Source organism: Pseudomonas farris (assembly GCF_019145235.1).
Taxonomy (GTDB): domain Bacteria; phylum Pseudomonadota; class Gammaproteobacteria; order Pseudomonadales; family Pseudomonadaceae; genus Aquipseudomonas; species Aquipseudomonas farris.
Genome location: NZ_JAHSTV010000005.1, coordinates 294,988 through 312,379 on the forward strand (window position 1 = coordinate 294,988; position 17,392 = coordinate 312,379).

15 protein-coding genes and 2 tRNA genes are annotated in these 17,392 nt (G+C 59.0%); 13 read left to right on the forward strand and 4 right to left on the reverse strand.

Translation table 11 applies throughout. The features are described from left to right. Positions 1-9 precede the first annotated feature (9 nt). The 4 genes from KVG95_RS12675 to KVG95_RS12690 are packed head-to-tail and all read left to right on the forward strand — an operon-like array spanning position 10 to position 3,354. Positions 10-738, forward strand: a complete 729-nt coding sequence (locus tag KVG95_RS12675) for an ABC transporter permease (protein ID WP_217856695.1) — start codon at positions 10-12, stop codon at positions 736-738. Continuing rightward, positions 735-1,445 (forward strand): ABC transporter permease, encoded by a 711-nt coding sequence (locus tag KVG95_RS12680; protein ID WP_052966409.1) that lies wholly within the window; start codon positions 735-737, stop codon positions 1,443-1,445. The genes KVG95_RS12675 and KVG95_RS12680 overlap by 4 nt, the downstream gene beginning before the upstream one ends. A gap of 12 nt (positions 1,446-1,457) precedes the next feature. Beyond that, positions 1,458-2,576, forward strand: a complete 1,119-nt coding sequence (locus KVG95_RS12685) for a succinylglutamate desuccinylase/aspartoacylase family protein (RefSeq protein ID WP_217856696.1) — start codon at positions 1,458-1,460, stop codon at positions 2,574-2,576. Between the two features lie 13 nt (positions 2,577-2,589). After that, a complete protein-coding gene (locus KVG95_RS12690) occupies positions 2,590-3,354 on the forward strand; it encodes an ABC transporter ATP-binding protein (protein WP_052966407.1) in 765 nt (254 codons plus the stop codon). Between the two features lie 196 nt (positions 3,355-3,550). Here KVG95_RS12690 and KVG95_RS12695 read toward each other — a convergent pair whose 3' ends face one another. Next, positions 3,551-3,760 (reverse strand): hypothetical protein, encoded by a 210-nt coding sequence (locus KVG95_RS12695; RefSeq protein ID WP_008060697.1) that lies wholly within the window; start codon positions 3,758-3,760, stop codon positions 3,551-3,553. A 107-nt stretch (positions 3,761-3,867) separates the two neighbouring features. Beyond that, positions 3,868-4,434 carry a dCTP deaminase gene (dcd, locus tag KVG95_RS12700; RefSeq protein ID WP_217856697.1) on the reverse strand — a complete coding sequence of 189 codons (567 nt, stop codon included), beginning with the start codon at positions 4,432-4,434 and terminating at the stop codon, positions 3,868-3,870. Between the two features lie 354 nt (positions 4,435-4,788). On the opposite strand from dcd, the gene KVG95_RS12705 reads away from it, so the two are divergent. Continuing rightward, on the forward strand, positions 4,789-4,998 hold the full coding sequence (locus tag KVG95_RS12705) for a cold-shock protein (protein ID WP_002554837.1): 210 nt from the start codon (positions 4,789-4,791) through the stop codon (positions 4,996-4,998). Positions 4,999-5,163: 165 nt separating this feature from the next. On the opposite strand, the gene KVG95_RS12710 is transcribed toward KVG95_RS12705, so the two are convergent. Then, a complete protein-coding gene (locus tag KVG95_RS12710; protein WP_217856698.1) occupies positions 5,164-6,171 on the reverse strand; it encodes a DUF481 domain-containing protein in 1,008 nt (335 codons plus the stop codon). A gap of 166 nt (positions 6,172-6,337) precedes the next feature. Here KVG95_RS12710 and KVG95_RS12715 point away from each other — a divergent pair, with 166 nt between their 5' ends. From KVG95_RS12715 to KVG95_RS12730, 4 genes are all read left to right on the forward strand, one after another. After that, positions 6,338-6,691, forward strand: a complete 354-nt coding sequence (locus tag KVG95_RS12715; protein WP_007940587.1) for an MGMT family protein — start codon at positions 6,338-6,340, stop codon at positions 6,689-6,691. 44 nt (positions 6,692-6,735) lie between these two features. After that, complete coding sequence (locus tag KVG95_RS12720; RefSeq protein WP_217856699.1) at positions 6,736-8,295, forward strand: AmpG family muropeptide MFS transporter; 1,560 nt, start codon at positions 6,736-6,738, stop codon at positions 8,293-8,295. 142 nt (positions 8,296-8,437) lie between these two features. Continuing rightward, the gene (locus tag KVG95_RS12725; protein WP_217856700.1) at positions 8,438-10,153 is read left to right on the forward strand and encodes a proline--tRNA ligase; all 1,716 of its coding nucleotides are present in this window, start codon (positions 8,438-8,440) and stop codon (positions 10,151-10,153) included. Between the two features lie 17 nt (positions 10,154-10,170). Next, positions 10,171-11,124, forward strand: a complete 954-nt coding sequence (locus tag KVG95_RS12730; protein WP_217856701.1) for a hypothetical protein — start codon at positions 10,171-10,173, stop codon at positions 11,122-11,124. 140 nt (positions 11,125-11,264) lie between these two features. On the opposite strand, the gene dinB is transcribed toward KVG95_RS12730, so the two are convergent. Further along, a complete protein-coding gene (gene dinB / locus KVG95_RS12735; protein WP_201059867.1) occupies positions 11,265-12,326 on the reverse strand; it encodes a DNA polymerase IV in 1,062 nt (353 codons plus the stop codon). A 301-nt stretch (positions 12,327-12,627) separates the two neighbouring features. Between dinB and KVG95_RS12740 the strand changes: the two genes are divergently transcribed. The 4 genes from KVG95_RS12740 to KVG95_RS12755 all read left to right on the forward strand — a co-directional run bounded on the left by KVG95_RS12740 (position 12,628) and on the right by KVG95_RS12755 (position 17,217). Next, positions 12,628-12,704, forward strand: a tRNA-Met gene (locus tag KVG95_RS12740). 220 nt (positions 12,705-12,924) lie between these two features. Further along, a tRNA-Met gene (locus KVG95_RS12745) sits at positions 12,925-13,001 on the forward strand. A 278-nt stretch (positions 13,002-13,279) separates the two neighbouring features. Next, on the forward strand, positions 13,280-15,922 hold the full coding sequence (mprF, locus tag KVG95_RS12750) for a bifunctional lysylphosphatidylglycerol flippase/synthetase MprF (protein ID WP_217856702.1): 2,643 nt from the start codon (positions 13,280-13,282) through the stop codon (positions 15,920-15,922). Next, the gene (locus KVG95_RS12755; protein WP_217856703.1) at positions 15,922-17,217 is read left to right on the forward strand and encodes a virulence factor family protein; all 1,296 of its coding nucleotides are present in this window, start codon (positions 15,922-15,924) and stop codon (positions 17,215-17,217) included. Before mprF ends, KVG95_RS12755 begins: the two co-directional genes overlap by 1 nt. Positions 17,218-17,392 lie beyond the last annotated feature (175 nt).

Consider the following 17,392-nt stretch of genomic DNA (forward strand, 5'->3'; position numbering starts at 1 on the left):
TGCTGATTTATGTTCGAAAACCTATTACAAAGCCTGGGGCTCTCTGCCTTCAGCCTCAAGGGCTTCGGTCCGTTGCTGATGGAAGGCACCTGGATGACCATCAAATTATCGGTGTTGTCACTTTTACTGGCCGTATTGCTCGGTCTGCTCGGCGCCAGTGCCAAGCTGTCAAAAGTCAAACTGGTGCGCGTACCTGCCCAGATCTACACCACGCTGATTCGCGGGGTTCCAGACCTGGTGCTGATGCTGCTGATTTTCTACAGCCTGCAAACCTGGTTGACCTCATTTACCGATTTCATGGAATGGGAATACATCGAAATTAACCCGTTCAGCGCCGGGGTCATCACCCTGGGCTTCATTTATGGCGCGTACTTCACTGAAACCTTCCGTGGCGCGATCCTCGCCGTACCGCGGGGCCAAGTCGAAGCCGCCACTGCCTATGGCCTCAAACGCGGTCAGCGTTTTCGTATCGTGGTGTTCCCGCAAATGATGCGCTTCGCCCTGCCGGGCATCGGTAATAACTGGATGGTGATGCTCAAGGCCACCGCGCTGGTCTCGATCATCGGCCTCGCCGATTTGGTCAAAGCCGCACAGGACGCCGGTAAAAGCACTTATCAACTGTTCTACTTCCTGGTGCTTGCCGCATTGATTTACCTGCTGATCACCAGTGCCTCCAATGTCGTCCTGCGCTGGCTCGAACGCCGCTACGCCGCCGGTTCCCGGGAGGCGGTACGATGATCGAACTCTTGCAGGAATACTGGAGACCTTTCCTTTATACCGACGGCTACAACATCACTGGCCTGGCCATGACCATGTGGCTGCTCAGCGCGTCGATCTTCATCGGTTTTGTGGTGTCGATCCCGCTGTCCATCGCCAGGGTTTCGCCCAAGGTCTACGTCCGCTGGCCGGTGCAGTTCTACACTTATCTGTTTCGGGGTACGCCGCTCTATATACAACTGCTGATCTGTTACACCGGCATCTATAGCCTGGCAGCCGTGCGTGCCCAGCCAATCCTCGATGCGTTCTTTCGCGATGCGATGAACTGCACAATCCTGGCGTTCGCCCTCAACACCTGCGCCTACACCACGGAGATCTTCGCCGGGGCGATTCGCAGCATGGCCCACGGTGAGGTCGAAGCGGCCAAGGCCTACGGTCTGACAGGCTGGAAGCTTTATGCCTACGTGATCATGCCGTCGGCCCTGCGTCGCTCGTTGCCTTATTACAGCAACGAAGTGATTCTGATGCTGCACTCGACCACCGTGGCGTTCACCGCGACTATCCCGGATGTATTGAAAGTCGCTCGTGATGCGAACTCGGCAACCTTCATGACATTCCAGTCGTTTGGCATCGCCGCGCTGATCTACCTGACCGTTACCTTTGCGCTGGTCGGCCTGTTTCGCCTCGCCGAACGCCGATGGCTTGCCTTCCTCGGGCCGACTCACTAGGACAACTCGTACATGCGCCACCAGATTCATGACCTGCTGGCCCCGCTGCCGGGGACCGTGCGACAGATTCACAGCTTCCACTTCGGCCCGCAGTCGGCCAAAGGCAAGATTTACATCCAGTCCTCCCTGCATGCCGATGAATTGCCCGGCATGTTGGTGGCCTGGCACCTCAAGCAACGTCTGGCGGAGCTGGAAGCCGCCGGCCGGCTGCGTAGCGAAATCGTGCTGGTGCCCGTGGCCAACCCGATCGGCCTGGAACAAGTGTTGATGGACGTTCCACTGGGCCGCTACGAGCTGGAAAGCGGGCAGAACTTCAATCGCTGGTTCGTCGACTTGAGTGAAGAAGTCGGCAACGAGATTGAAGGCCTGCTCGGCGACGATCCGCAACGTAACCTCGAACTGATCCGCGACAGCCTGCGCAAGGCGTTGGCGCGGCAGACCGCAGGCACGCAACTGCAATCCCAACGCCTGACCCTGCAACGGCTGGCCTGCGATGCAGACATGGTGCTGGACCTGCATTGCGATTTCGAAGCCGTGGCGCACCTTTACACCACGCCCGAGGCCTGGCCGCAGGTCGAGCCGCTGGCGCGCTACATCGGTTCCGAAGCCAGCCTGCTCGCTACCGATTCGGGTGGTCAGTCGTTCGATGAGTGCTTCACCCTGCTTTGGTGGCAGTTGAAAGAGCGTTTCGGCGAGCAGTTCGAGATTCCGCTGGGCAGTTTTTCAGTCACCATCGAATTACGCGGCCAGGGTGACGTCAATCACCCACTGGCCAGCCTCGACTGCCAGGCGCTGATCGATTACCTGATTCATTTCGGTGCGATTGCCGGTGAGCCGGCGCCATTGCCTGAGCTGCCCTACCCAGCCACGCCGCTGGCCGGCGTTGAACCGGTGGCGACACCCGTGGGCGGGCTGCTGGTGTTCACGGCCCTCCCCGGGGAATATCTGGAGGCCGGGCAACTGATCGCCGAAATCATCGACCCGATCAATGATCGCGTCACCCCTGTTCATTGCACCGCCGCCGGGCTGATGTACGCCCGTTCGCTGCGGCGCATGGCCACTGCCGGTATGGTGATCGCCCACGTCGCGGGCACCGAAGCCTATCGCAGCGGCTACCTACTTTCGCCTTGAGGATGCATGCCCCATGTACAAACTGACCATTGAAGGCCTGCATAAAAGCTATGGCGATCATCAGGTGCTCAAAGGCGTTTCGCTCAAGGCCAAAACCGGCGACGTCATCAGCCTGATCGGCGCCAGCGGCTCGGGCAAAAGCACCTTTTTGCGCTGCATCAACTTTCTCGAACAACCCAACGACGGCGCCATGAGCCTGGACGGCCAGTCGATCCGCATGATCAAGGATCGCCACGGCATGCACGTGGCCGATGCAGATGAACTGCAGCGGATCCGCACCCGCCTGGCCATGGTGTTCCAGCACTTCAACCTGTGGAGCCACATGACGGTGCTGGAAAACATCACCATGGCCCCGCGCCGGGTACTGGGTTGCAGCAAGCAAGAGGCCGAAGACCGCGCCCGGCGTTACCTCGACAAGGTTGGCCTGGCGGCACGCGTGGCAGATCAGTACCCGGCGTTCCTTTCGGGCGGCCAGCAACAACGGGTAGCCATTGCCCGCGCACTGGCCATGGAACCGGAAGTCATGCTGTTCGACGAACCGACCTCGGCGCTCGACCCGGAACTGGTGGGCGAAGTGCTCAAGGTGATCCAGGGCCTGGCCGAAGAAGGCCGGACCATGATCATGGTCACCCACGAAATGAGCTTCGCCCGCAAGGTATCGAGCCAGGTGCTATTCCTGCACCAAGGGCTGGTGGAAGAAGAAGGGGCGCCGGAGGATGTACTGGGCAATCCGAAGAGTGAGCGACTGAAACAGTTCCTCAGCGGCAACCTCAAGTAACCCACCTTCCATGAACAACATCGAACCCTGTGGGAGCCGGGCTTGCCCGCGAAGACGTCGGCACCTACAGCATCGATGTGGCTGAAAAACCGCTTTCACGGGCGATCTTTGTCATAGGCGATAAAAAAATATGGCCAGTCAGCTGAAATCTTTTACAGATATCAGCTGACTGGCCATCTATTTTCAGCGACAGGGATCAAGCCACAGGCGCAGGAGGTGGCTCATCCGGCAGCGTGGGCTCTCCGGGCTCTGTCGGCTGTTCGTTGGGGGTGTCGGGATCAGGCTGACCGGGGATTCCCCCTGCCATGCTGACTGGCGGATGTGCCAACAAGGACCAGGCCAGCACGCCAACCTGATTGGGCTCAAGCCTTGCCAGTTCGGCACTTATTCGCGGATCGATCTTCATGAAGCACTCCTGAGCGATGGCCCGATCCGCCTTGCGCGAATCGGAGCAGTACATTCCATAGAGTGTACGCCCGCTCAGGAATTCCAACGGTTTGTCAGACGGCTGACTCAGGTACGCGGCAGGGTCACGCCACGCTGGCCCTGGTACTTGCCGCCACGGTCCTTGTAGGAGACTTCGCACTCTTCGTCCGACTCAAGGAACAACATCTGCGCCACGCCTTCGTTCGCGTAGATTTTCGCCGGCAGATTGGTGGTGTTGGAGAACTCCAGGGTCACGTGACCTTCCCACTCAGGCTCGAGCGGCGTGACGTTGACGATGATGCCGCAACGCGCGTAGGTGCTTTTACCCAGGCAAATGGTCAATACGTTACGCGGGATGCGAAAGTATTCGACGGTGCTGGCCAGAGCGAAGGAGTTCGGCGGAATGATGCACACGTCGCTGTGGATGTCGACGAAGCTGCCAGCATCGAAGTTTTTCGGGTCGACGATCGCCGAATTGATGTTGGTAAACACCTTGAAGTGATTGGTGCAACGCACATCGTAGCCGTAGCTGGACACGCCGTAGGAGATCACACGGCTATCGTCGCCGCCGCGCACCTGGCGCTCGACGAAAGGCTCGATCATGCCGTGTTCCTGCGCCATGCGGCGAATCCACTTGTCCGATTTGATGCTCATGGCGGGTGTCCTGAATAGCGAGGTGGAAAAATTCTGTCCGGCATCTTACCGGGCAGGCGCTCCGGGTTCAAAGTCCGGGAGACAATTCTCGACGATCCCCCGTGAATTCCGGGCCTTCACCGCTATTCGATGCACCGTCAGTCATGAAAACAGAGAAACCTTCGCAAGAACCATTGGCACGTTCCGGAAAAAGGGTTAAGGTGGCGCCACTGTGCTGCTTGTGTCACTGAGAATCTCTACACGATATGTTGAATTTCGATCCAACCATCTACAAGAATTTTTCCTGCTCTTTGCACTCAGTCTCGGCCAGGGTTCTTCCTGCGTCGCAGTTATCTTTGTTCAAGGAGTTACACCATGTCTAATCGCCAAACCGGTACCGTTAAGTGGTTCAACGATGAAAAAGGCTTCGGCTTCATCACTCCACAATCCGGTGACGACCTGTTCGTTCACTTCAAAGCTATCCAATCCGACGGCTTCAAAAGCCTGAAAGAAGGCCAACAGGTTTCTTTCATCGCTACCCGCGGTCAGAAAGGCATGCAAGCTGAAGAAGTTCAAGTTATCTAACTTGTAACTGCTTTAGTAAAAAGCCCCGCCCTTAAAAGCGGGGCTTTTTTGTGCCTGTGTGTTTTGCATGGCCAAAAAAGATCGCAGCCTTCGACAGCTCCTACAGGGTGTACCTCAATCCTGTGTAAGAGCTGCCGAAGGCTGCGATCTTTTGATCTTTCAGTGTTACCAGGTCACGCCAAAACCTGCGGTATATCGAGTCTTGCTCAGGTCAGCCTCATCGCTACCGCTGATGATGTCTTTCTCGGCCTTCAGGTTCAGCGACGCCCAATCGGTGACTTTGTAGCGCAGGCCTACTTCGGCATCGAGGGCGTAATCCGCCACGCCCGACAGCGGCTTGCCGACCTCGCCATTGGTGAAGAACTCGACCTTCTTGCCGACCAGATAACGGTTGTAGTCCCACTTCATCGCCAGGGAGTAGAAGTTTTCCTTCTTGCCGTTGGAATACTCATAGTCCGTGTTGTTCAGGAGCGAGCCCAAGGAGAAGGCGCCCAGCTCGTTATCCCAGAACTGATAACCGGGGCCGGTACCGATGGTGCGCTGGCGGGCGAGCTCTTCGATCTGGTCACGCTTGTAATTCAAACGCCCTTGCCAGAACCACTTCTCGGTGAGGAATCGGTCGAGAGAATATTCGGCACGCCAGTTATCAGTGGTGACGACGTCATCCTGGAACTCGCGGTTGTACTCACCTTCCGCCGTATGACGCCACCGACCATGACGCGCGGTGGTTTTGAAACCAACGTCATAATCATCAGTATCTTTTTCGGCCCGCTGATAATCCAGCGCCATGTCGACATTACCTTTCCACACCAAATCCTCAACCACCGGCTTGGGCTTGAGCATCTGCTGGATACTGGCCAACTCCACGGTCTTGGGGCCGTCGCCGTTGGCCAGGGTGACTTTGCCGTCTTCTGCCGCATGCAGCGCCTTGGCCTTCTCTCCGGTATAGGCATCCTGTTTGACCAACAGCTGCTGATCACTTTCCAGGGTTTTGACCTGTTTCCAGTCGATCGGGACCGCGCCCGCGTACTCGGTCTGAATCAGCAGTTTGCCACCATCGAAGACGGTGATTTTGCCGCTCAATTTGTCACCGTTCTTTAACCAGACGGTATCGGCGAGCAAGGGAGTGGAAGCACTGACGACAGCGACGCACAGCAAGGTTCTGGACAACATAAGCGAATCGAAGGCTCAACTTTGCGAAAAAAAGTCGGCATTATCCTTACGAATAAGGCCATGACAAGGACTGACCCGACTATTTCTATTGAGTTCATTTCTCAATAGGCAATTCAGGATTTACTCTACAGACGGTCAATTGCGCATTTTTCAGGAAACCCGGGACGTGACCGACTCAACCGCTGAAACCGAAAGCGCGGCGCAAATCCGACGCACGGCGCTCTACCTGACCCTGGCACAAGTGCCCGAGGGCAAAGTCGTGAGCTATGGCCAGCTCGCCGAGCTGGCCGGACTGGGTCGTGCTGCCCGCTGGGTCGGGCGAACACTGAGCCAATTGCCCGGCGACACTAAATTGCCCTGGCACCGCGTGCTGGGTGCCGGCGGTCGGATCAGCCTGCCCGTGGGCAGCCCTTCAGGGGATGAACAACGGGCCCGATTGCGCATGGAAGGCATCAGTGTCCTGAACAATCGTGTTGATATTCAGCGTCATGGGTGGCGCCCGGTAGAGCACAGCGGTTAGAGTGCGCGCTTTGTTTCCGTAATTCTTGAGGCAGACTCCAGCCCATGCCCCGTAAAACCTGGCGCGCCGCGCTCGCCGCCTATGCCAGCCCCTCGACGCTCGTGCTGTTGCTGCTTGGTTTCGCCGCCGGCCTGCCCTACATGCTGGTGTTTTCGACGCTTTCAGTCTGGCTGCGCGAGGCCGGTGTTGCCCGCGAAACCATCGGCTATGCAAGCCTGATCGGCTTGGCCTATGCCTTTAAGTGGGTCTGGTCCCCGCTGCTCGACCAATGGCGCCTGCCATTGCTCGGCAAGCTCGGTCGACGACGCTCCTGGCTGGTACTGGCCCAGGCACTGGTGATTCTAGGCCTGATCGGTATGGGATTCTGCGACCCGCAAAAGCACCTTTCCTGGCTGATTGCCATCGCCGTGGTCGTCGCCTTCGCCTCGGCGACGCAAGACATCGCCGTCGATGCCTATCGCCTGGAAATCGCCGATGAAAGCCGTCAGGCCGCGTTGGCAGCCAGCTACATGGCCGGTTATCGGGTCGCGGCCCTGCTGGCGACGGCCGGAGCACTGTTCTTCGCCGAAGGCTTCGGCTCCACCGGTTTCAACTATAAGCATGCGGCGTGGACCGGCACCTACGTGCTGTTCGGCGTCTTGATGGTCCCGGCGTTGCTGACCACTCTATTCATGCGCGAACCGCCGGTGCCTCTGCGTACTCAATTGCAGGCCGGACGCTATAGCTTTGTGCACCAATTGGCATCGGTGTTCGTGCTGATCGTGCTGCTGGTGTCCGTACCGGCCATGTTCACTCAGCTCTATAACACTGACTTCGCCAGCGTACTGTTCGAAGGCGCCAGCGTGCTCGACCTGCTGCTCGAAGACCGCGCGTTCCTGCGGGCGATCCTCTATATCACGCTGACCGGCCTGTGCTTGTCGGCCATGGGTCGCCGTGGCCTGGCTCCGGTGCTGACGCCGGTCAACGACTTTATCCTGCGTTACCGCTGGCAAGCCCTGCTACTGCTCGGGCTCATCGCCACCTATCGGATGTCCGATACGGTCATGGGCGTGATGGCCAACGTGTTCTACATCGACCAGGGGTTCACCAAGGATCAGATTGCCAGTGTCAGCAAGATTTTCGGCCTGATCATGACGCTGGTCGGCGCCGGCATGGGCGGCCTGCTGATCGTGCGCTTTGGCATTCTGCCCATCCTGTTCATCGGCGGTGTGACATCGGCCGGCACTAACCTGCTGTTCTTGATGCTCACGGATATGGGGGCCAATCTGCAGATGCTGATTGTCACCATTTCACTGGATAACTTCAGTTCGGGCCTGGCGACTTCGGCATTTGTCGCTTACCTGTCGAGCCTGACCAATCTTAAGTTCTCCGCCACTCAGTACGCCCTGCTCAGCTCGATCATGCTCCTGCTGCCCCGCCTGATCGGCGGTTACTCAGGGGTCATGGTGGAGAAATTCGGTTATCACAACTTCTTCCTGATCACTGCCCTGCTGGGCGTTCCGACTCTCCTGTTGATCGCGCTGCACTGGTTCCAGGAAAACCGCCGCGCGGGTCCGACACCGACGCCGGAACCGGTTCAGACCCAGGTCGCGGAAGAATCGTAGGCTTTTTAGACAGGAAGCATCACAGAGGGCGGGCAGAATCTCGCCCTCTGCGACACAGCCGGCCGCACTCCTGTACGCCAGCAGATCTCGCCCGTACAATGTTCCGTCATTTCTCGTCATCAGCAACCGACAACGGCCAACCATGCGCACCAGTCAATTTTTGCTCGCCACACAGAAAGAAACGCCTTCCGACGCGGTCGTCATCAGCCATCAGCTGATGCTGCGCGCCGGCATGATCCGCAAACTCGCCTCGGGCCTGTACACCTGGCTGCCCATGGGCTTGCGAGTGATGCGCAAGGTCGAAGCCATCGTGCGTGAAGAAATGAACGCCGCCGGCTCTCTCGAAGTGTTGATGCCGAGCACGCAACCGGCTGAGCTGTGGCAGGAATCCGGTCGCTGGGAAGAATACGGCCCGGAATTGCTGCGCTTCAAGGATCGCCATGGTCGCGACTTCTGTGCCGGCCCGACTCACGAAGAAGTCATCACCGACCTGATGCGCAACGAGCTGAGCAGCTACAAACAGCTGCCGATCAACCTGTATCAGATCCAGACCAAATTCCGTGACGAAATTCGCCCACGCTTCGGTTTGATGCGCGGCCGCGAATTCATCATGAAGGACGCCTATTCGTTCCACGCTGACCAGCCTTCGCTGCAGATCACCTACGACCGTATGCACCAGGCGTACTGCAACGTGTTCACTCGCTTGGGCTTGAAATTCCGTCCGGTTGAAGCCGACAACGGCTCGATCGGTGGTGCCGGCTCCCACGAGTTCCACGTGCTGGCCGAATCCGGTGAAGACGATATCGTCTTCAGCAACGGTTCCGACTACGCAGCCAACATCGAAAAGGCCGAAGCCGTACCGCGCGAAACCTCTCGTGCCGCGCCTGCCGAAGAGCTGCGCCTGGTCGACACGCCGAACGCCAAGACCATTGCGCAACTGGTCGAAGGCTTCAATCTGCCGATCGAAAAGACCATCAAGACCCTGGTGGTACACGCTGAAGAGCAAGGAAAACTGATTGCCCTGATCATCCGTGGCGACCACGAGCTGAACGAAATCAAGGCCGCCAACCAGCCTGGCGTTGCCAGCCCGCTGGTCATGGCTTCCGAAGCTGAACTGCGCGACGCCATTGGCGCCGGCGCCGGTTCTCTTGGCCCGTTGAACCTGCCACTGCCGATCATCATCGACCGTTCCGTCGAGCTGATGAGCGACTTCGGCATCGGTGCCAACATCGACGACAAACACTACTTCGGCGTGAACTGGGAACGTGACTTGCCGGTTCCGACCGTCGCCGACCTGCGTAACGTCGTGGCCGGTGATCCAAGCCCTGACGGCAAAGGCACCCTGGAAATCAAGCGCGGTATCGAAGTCGGGCACATCTTCCAGCTGGGCAACAAGTACAGCAAAGCGATGAAGTGCGAAGTGTTGGGCGAGAACGGCAAGCCGGTCACCCTGGAAATGGGTTGCTACGGCATTGGCGTATCCCGCGTGGTGGCGGCCGCCATCGAACAGAGCAACGACGAGAACGGGATCATCTGGAGCGACGCTCTGGCTCCGTTCCAGGTTGCCCTGGTTCCGCTGCGCTACGAAACCGAACAGGTTCGCGAAGCCACCGACAAGCTCTACGCAGAACTGACTGCCGCCGGCTTCGAAGTGCTGCTGGACGACCGCGACAAGAAAACCAGCCCGGGCATCAAGTTCGCGGACATGGAGCTGATTGGCATCCCACACCGGATCGTGGTCAGTGACCGTGGCCTCGCCGACGGCAATCTGGAATACAAGAGCCGCACAGAGGCCGAGGCGCAAGCACTGCCGGTCGCTGACGTGCTGTCTTTCCTCCAGGCCCGTATCCGCCGCTGACACCAGATAGAGACGTCATGTTCAAGCGAAACACCTTAGGCCTCGGTAGCGCCGCCTTGTGCGGCGCGCTGCTGGTCAGCGGCTGTGCCAATCAGATGTCACAACGTAGCGAGCACGAGGAACGGATCGAGCGCAAATTGCTCGATCACAGCCTGCAGATCGATGTCGGCGAGCCCAAGGTGCTTGAGCTGCCGCAACGTCGGGTGAAAATCCACGAGCAGAAGACCTTCGAAGTCACCGAGTTCGAAGTCACGCGTCACTACGATCGCTACACGCCTTACCAACCCTGGAGGGAGGTCTACGAGATCCCGCTGGGCGCGGTGGCCGTGGTGGCCGGTGTCGGTGCGAACGTGGTCAACGTGTTCGCCCTCGGCAATCTGCCGGACAGCGTGACGAAGGACTGGCTCAGCTATGGTTTCGCCGGGCTGAATCCGTTCATGAACGCGCAGTCCCATGGTCGGGCGCAACAGAACCTGGCGGGTATCGACGAAGTCCAGCGCGACAAGCGCACGGAATACTCGAGCCTGCCGTGGAGCGAGCGCCCGGTGCAGGTCAAGGCTGGCAAGAACACCTTCGAACTGAGCACCGACCGTAACGGCGTGTTGCGCCTGAACCTGCTGGACAGCCCGTTCGCCGAACATGACCTCAATCATCTGGGCAAGCTGCAGATCAGTGTCGAGGACAACAAGGACGATGTGCACACCGACTCGTCCCTGATGATCAGCGGCAACTTGCGCGGCAAGCTGCTCGAAGCGCATGGGCTGATTTACGACGACCTCGAAGACGACGAAGTGAGCCAGTGGGTACACCGGGTCAAACGTCTGTCGGAACTGGGTCTGGAAGAAGAAGCCAGCGAACTGGAACAGAGCCTGATCGAACTGACCCGCAACGATCCCGAGTTGCAGACCGAATTCCTCAAGTCGCTGACCAGGGATGCCGGACGACTGGTGGCGGATCCAGGGCCGAACTAAAAGCCTAAAAGCTTCGCGAGCAAGCCCGCTCCCACATTGGTTTTGTGAACACCATAAATCCAATGTGGGAGCGGCGGTGCGACGATTCGACTTGCTCGCGAAGGCGCCATTACATTCACCACCACACCAAAACCCTGCCCCTACCGCTCAAACAACTCCATCTGCTCAAACCCGCCCCGCAAATCCTCCAGCCTCACCCCAATCCCCAACAACCGCACCGGTTTCCCGCCACGGTTAAAGGCTTGGGTCAGCAGCAACTGATAACTCCCCAGATCCCGCCCTGCCCCGGCCTGCTCCAAAGTAGTCTGGGTAAAGTCATGGAATTTCACTTTGACGAACGGCTTGCCCGGCCGATAACTGCTGTCGATCCGCGCCATGCGGCCATTCAGGGACTCCAGCAACTCAGGCAATTTATCCAGACAACTCACCAAATCCGGCAAGTCCACGTCGTAAGTGTTTTCGACGCTGATCGACTGCCGGCGACTGTCGTTATGCACCAACCGCTCATCGATCCCACGGGCCAGGCTCCAGAGTCGCTCGCCAAAACTGCCGAATTCGCGCACCAGTGCCAACTTGTCCCATTCGCGCAAATGCGAGCAATCGACAATACCGAGCCTGCCGAGTTTGTCAGCAGTCACTTTGCCAACCCCGTGCAGCTTGCTCACCGGCAAACCACTGACGAAGTCTTCCACCTGATCTGGCGTGATCACGAACAAGCCGTTAGGCTTCTTCCAGTCACTGGCGATTTTGGCGAGAAACTTGTTCGGCGCCACGCCAGCTGACACGGTGATGTGCAACTGATTGGAGACCCGGCGGCGAATGTCCTGGGCGATTCGTGTGGCGCTGCCGCCAAAATGCGCGCTATCCGACACGTCGAGGTAGGCCTCATCCAGGGAAAGCGGCTCGATCAGATCGGTGTAATCGCGAAAGATCGTATGAATCTCCTTCGACGCCTCTCTATAGGCATCCATGCGCGGCTTGACGATGGTCAGGTCTGGACAGAGCTTCAAGGCATGCCCGGAAGACATGGCCGAGCGTACGCCATAAGCCCGCGCTTCATAGTTACAGGTGGCAATCACCCCACGCCGATCCGCCGAGCCGCCCACCGCCAATGGCTTACCAGCCAGGCGCGGGTCGTCACGCATCTCGATGGCGGCGTAGAAACAGTCACAATCGACGTGGATGATTTTTCGCTGCGTCATATAAAAGCAGTGTTCATGGCGAAGAAATGATGTGTGGGTGAGTTATACCGGCAGTATCTCACTGACACCTGTATATAGCACCAGTACTCTGAATGTTCTTTCTCCTTTGTAGGAAAAGGGTCAGGGGAATTTATTTTCTCAATCGAAAGACCCCACTCGATAGAGCCACAAGCCTTGCCCTGCCTGCGTTTCAGGCCGGTCAGCCGTTGCTTTTTTCACCTAAGCGCTTGAACGGGAACAGGTTTTACCGAGATTGAAGGTTGACAGCCCTGCGATCCTCTGTAGAATGCCGACACACAGACGCGGGATGGAGCAGTCTGGTAGCTCGTCGGGCTCATAACCCGAAGGTCGTCGGTTCAAATCCGGCTCCCGCAACCAAACATCAAAAAAGGCTACTCGAAAGAGTGGCCTTTTTTGTGCGCGCCTGTTTTATAAAAATCAGCGGTCTATGCCTTTCGGCCCAGAAACAAGAAATCGTTCTGATTCCGAAACTTAGGTCTCCCCCGCTACCGTTCACCGTCGCTTTACACTTATTTGAGCCATACTGGGATTAACGGTTGACACTCCGGCGTTCGCCTGTAGAATGCCGCCACACAGACGCGGGATGGAGCAGTCTGGTAGCTCGTCGGGCTCATAACCCGAAGGTCGTCGGTTCAAATCCGGCTCCCGCAACCAAACATCAAAAAAGGCTACTCGAAAGAGTGGCCTTTTTTGTATCTGTTGAAAAAGTCCTTTCGCAACAATGATCTGTCACTGTGCAGCGAGCCGTTCGGGATCGCCAGACTGTGAGTTCAGCGCAGGCTGGACCACAGATGAAACTTCCTACGACTGAATGACGCGCCATCGCCCACATCCGGTGAGAGGCGTTAATATTTGTGATTATTTTTTTCCACAGGGATTGGTAACTTGGCTGGATACCTCCATCCTGTCGCGCACAATCCAAGAGGTGATTGATGCGCGCCAACTCGTCTGATCCACAAGACACCGTCACAGCGACACAACCGATCAAAGCCGAGCGCCTGCGCTTGCTGGATCGAATCAGCAAATATCGCCAACCCATCGGGCTGGCGGTCACTTTGCTGTTGTTCGCCATTGCGCTGATTGCCTGTCGTCACCTACTGAGCGAACTCGATCTGTACGCGCTGCACGACTCGATTCTGGAAGTGCCAAAACCGGCCTTGCTGGGTGCGCTCGGCGCGACCGTCATCGGCTTCATCATTCTGTTGGGTTACGAATGGTCGGCCAGCCGTTATGCCGGCGTGACGCTGGCGCCGCGAATATTGGCATTGGGCGGCTTCACCGCGTTTGCCATTGGCAACGCCATCGGCCTTTCGCTGCTGTCAGGCGGCTCGGTTCGCTACCGTTTATATGCACGTCATGGTGTAGGGGCTTCGGAAGTCGCGCACATGACCTTGTTTGCCAGCCTCTCGCTCGGCTGCGCCCTTCCGCCCCTGGCCGCCCTCGCTACCCTCAGCAACCTGCCCGCCGCCTCCGTGGCCCTGGGTTTCTCCGAAACGTTGCTGGGTGCGATTGCAGTGGTCGTGCTGCTGCTCTCCACCGTGCTGGCCATCGGCATCTATCGCCGTCGTTTGCCGGAACAGCCCTACCCCGACAACCTGCTGGTCAAGGTCGGTCGCCGCACCTTGCGCCTGCCAGGTCGACGCCTGACGTTCCTGCAACTGGTCATCACCGCTCTGGACGTGGCCGCCGCCGCGACCGTGCTCTATCTGTTGCTGCCGGAAGCGCCGCCCTTTGGTGCGTTCCTGCTGGTCTATCTATTGGCCCTGGCCGCTGGCGTGCTCAGCCATGTACCGGGCGGCGTCGGGGTATTCGAAGCGATTCTGCTCGCTGCCTTCGCCGACAAGCTCGGCGCCGCGCCACTGGCCGCCGCGCTGCTGCTCTACCGCCTGATCTACGTGGTGTTGCCGCTGCTGGTGGCTTGCGTATTGCTGCTGATCAACGAAGGCCAGCGCCTGTTTCAATCGCGTCAGTCCTTGCGTGCTGCATCTGGCATGGCCGCGCCGATTCTGGCGGTACTGGTGTTTCTGTCTGGCGTGGTGCTGCTGTTTTCCGGTGTGACGCCGGAGATCGATACCCGCCTTGAACACATCGGTTTTCTGATTCCGCATCGCTTGGTCGACGCCTCGCACTTCGGCGCCAGCCTTGTAGGTGTCCTCTGCCTGTTGCTGGCTCAGGGGTTGCGTCGCCGCCTGTCAGCCGCGTGGATGCTGACCACCATTCTGTTGTTGGTCGGCGCCCTGCTCTCTCTGCTTAAAGGCTTCGACTGGGAAGAGGCTTGCCTGATGACCCTGACGGCGAGTTTGCTGGGGGTTTTCCGGCGTTCGTTCTATCGGCCCAGTCGCCTGACCGAAGTACCGTTTTCGCCGCTGTACCTGGTGGCCAGCCTCTGCGTACTCGGCGCATCGATCTGGCTGCTGCTGTTCGCCTATCAGGACGTACCCTACAGCCATCAACTCTGGTGGCAGTTCACCCTCGACGCCGATGCTCCGCGTGGCCTGCGCTCGCTGCTCGGCGCCGCGGTCCTGCTGGTGGTGGTGTCCCTGACCTGGCTGCTGCGCACCGCGCGCCCGGTGATCCATCTGCCAACGCCCGATGAGCTGGACCGCGCGGTAAAGATTCTCATGGCCTCGTCCCAACCGGATGGCGGCCTGGCCCTGACCGGTGACAAGGCGCTGCTGTTTCACCCTAACGACGAGGCGTTTCTGATGTACGCCCGCCGTGGTCGCAGCCTGGTGGCCTTGTATGACCCGATCGGCCCGACCCAGCAACGGGCGGAAATGATCTGGCAGTTCCGCGACCTCTGCGATATCCATCACGCCCGCCCCGTGTTCTATCAAGTACGCGCCGAGAATCTGCCGTACTACATGGACATCGGCCTGACCGCGATCAAGCTCGGCGAAGAAGCCCGGGTCGATCTGCACCGCTTTGATCTCGAAGCCAAGGGCAAAGAGATGAAGGACCTGCGCTACACCTGGAACCGCGGCACCCGTGATGGCCTGTCGCTGGAAATCCATGAGCCGGGGCAAGCACCGATGGATGAGCTCAAGGCTATTTCGGACGCCTGGCTGACTGGCAAGAACGTGCGCGAGAAAGGCTTCTCGCTCGGGCGTTTCAGTGATGACTACCTCAAGCACTTCCGTGTCGCGGTGATTCGTTTCGAAGGGCGCCCGGTGGCGTTCGCCAACCTGCTCGAGACTTACGGCCATGAACTGGCCAGCCTCGACCTGATGCGCGCGCACCCCGACGCCCCCAAGCTGACCATGGAGTTCATGATGGTCGGCCTGATTCAACATTATAAAAATCATGGATACGCGCGCTTCAGCCTGGGCATGGTGCCGTTGTCGGGGTTACAACCCCGGCGCGGCGCACCACTGACCCAGCGCCTGGGTTCGATGGTATTCCGCCGTGGTGAGCAGCTGTACAACTTCCAAGGTTTGCGCCGCTTCAAAGACAAGTTCCAGCCCGACTGGGAACCCCGTTATATGGCCGTGCCCGCCGGACTCGATCCGCTGGTTGCCCTGGCCGACACTGCCGCCCTGATTGCGGGCGGCTTGACTGGATTGGTGAAACGCTGATGATTCAACGCTCCCTGCGGTACGTACTGGCCACACTGGTAGTGCTGGCCCTTATTGTCGGTGGCGGTTACTGGTACCTGAAACGCCCGGCACCAGAACCGACCCTCGAACTGCTGACGCCGGCCGATGGCGCCGCGATGACCCGCGTCATCCCCGGCAACACGCCGCGCGCCCAGGTGCTGGTGGCGGTCAATGAAGAGCAGAAGCTCAGCGACAAACAATTGCTGACCCTGAGCCGCAGCGGCTCGGCGCAGATCGTCCAGGTGATCCTGCCCAAGGACTGCATCCTGCAAGGTCGCGCTCTGCAAGCAGGTCTCAGGCAACTCAAAGGCCCGGCAACCCTTGTCAGCGGCATCGGCCCTGGCGCCGTGCTGGCGTGGCGCTGGCTGGCCGAACAGAAGGACGAAAAGGCCCAGGCGATTTCGGTCGACCTGGCCCTGGAAAAACCCGGCTGCACTCACCTGCTGCCGAAAAGCGCTGCCCATGGTCACTGGCTGGTGGCCTGGAACGACAACCCGGACGACACCAGCGCCGGTTTCGTGCGTGACCAGGCCAATGCCGAAACCAGCATCAGCGACTACGACATCAACCTGCCGCAAGTGCTGAACAACGAACTGCGCAAGATCCTCGTCGGTGGCGATAAAGCCGCTGGCGGCCTGCAGATCCCGGTGGTCGAAGTGCCGGCCGGTCAGGCCAAGGACACCGTCACCCTGTTCCTCTCTGGAGACGGCGGCTGGCGCGACCTCGACCGCGACGTCGCGGGCGAGATGGCGAAGATCGGCTACCCAGTGGTCGGCATCGACACCCTGCGCTACTACTGGCAGCACAAGAGCCCGGAGCAAAGCGCTCTGGACCTGACCGAACTGATGCAGCACTACCGGCAGAAATGGGGCACCAAACGCTTCATCCTGACCGGTTACTCGTTCGGCGCGGACGTACTGCCCGCCATCTACAACCGCCTGCCGGAAGCTGAACAGCAGCGCGTCGACGCAATCATCCTGCTGGCCTTCGCCCGCACCGGCAGCTTCGAAATCGAAGTCGAAGGCTGGCTCGGCAACGCCGGCAAAGAAGCCGCCACCGGCCCGGAAATGGCCAAGCTGCCGCCGGCAAAAGTGGTGTGCATCTACGGTGAGGAAGAAGTCGACGAGAGCGGCTGCACCGACAAGACCGCCGTGGGCGAAGCGATGAAACTGCCCGGCGGCCATCACTTCGACGAGAACTATCCTGCATTGGCACAGCGTTTGGTGGATGTGATCGAGAAGCGTCAAGGGAAGGAGACGGCGGCTCAAGAGTGATCTGAGCAGCGCTCACAAAAAGCCCCCGACACCTCACGGTGCGGGGGCTTTTTCATATGAGTGCAAGTTAACCAAACACCGCAGATCCCCTGTGGGAGCGGGCTTGCTCGCGAAAGCGGTATGTCAGTCGACGTCAATGTTGAATGTTAGTCCGTCTTCGCGAGCAAGCCCGCTC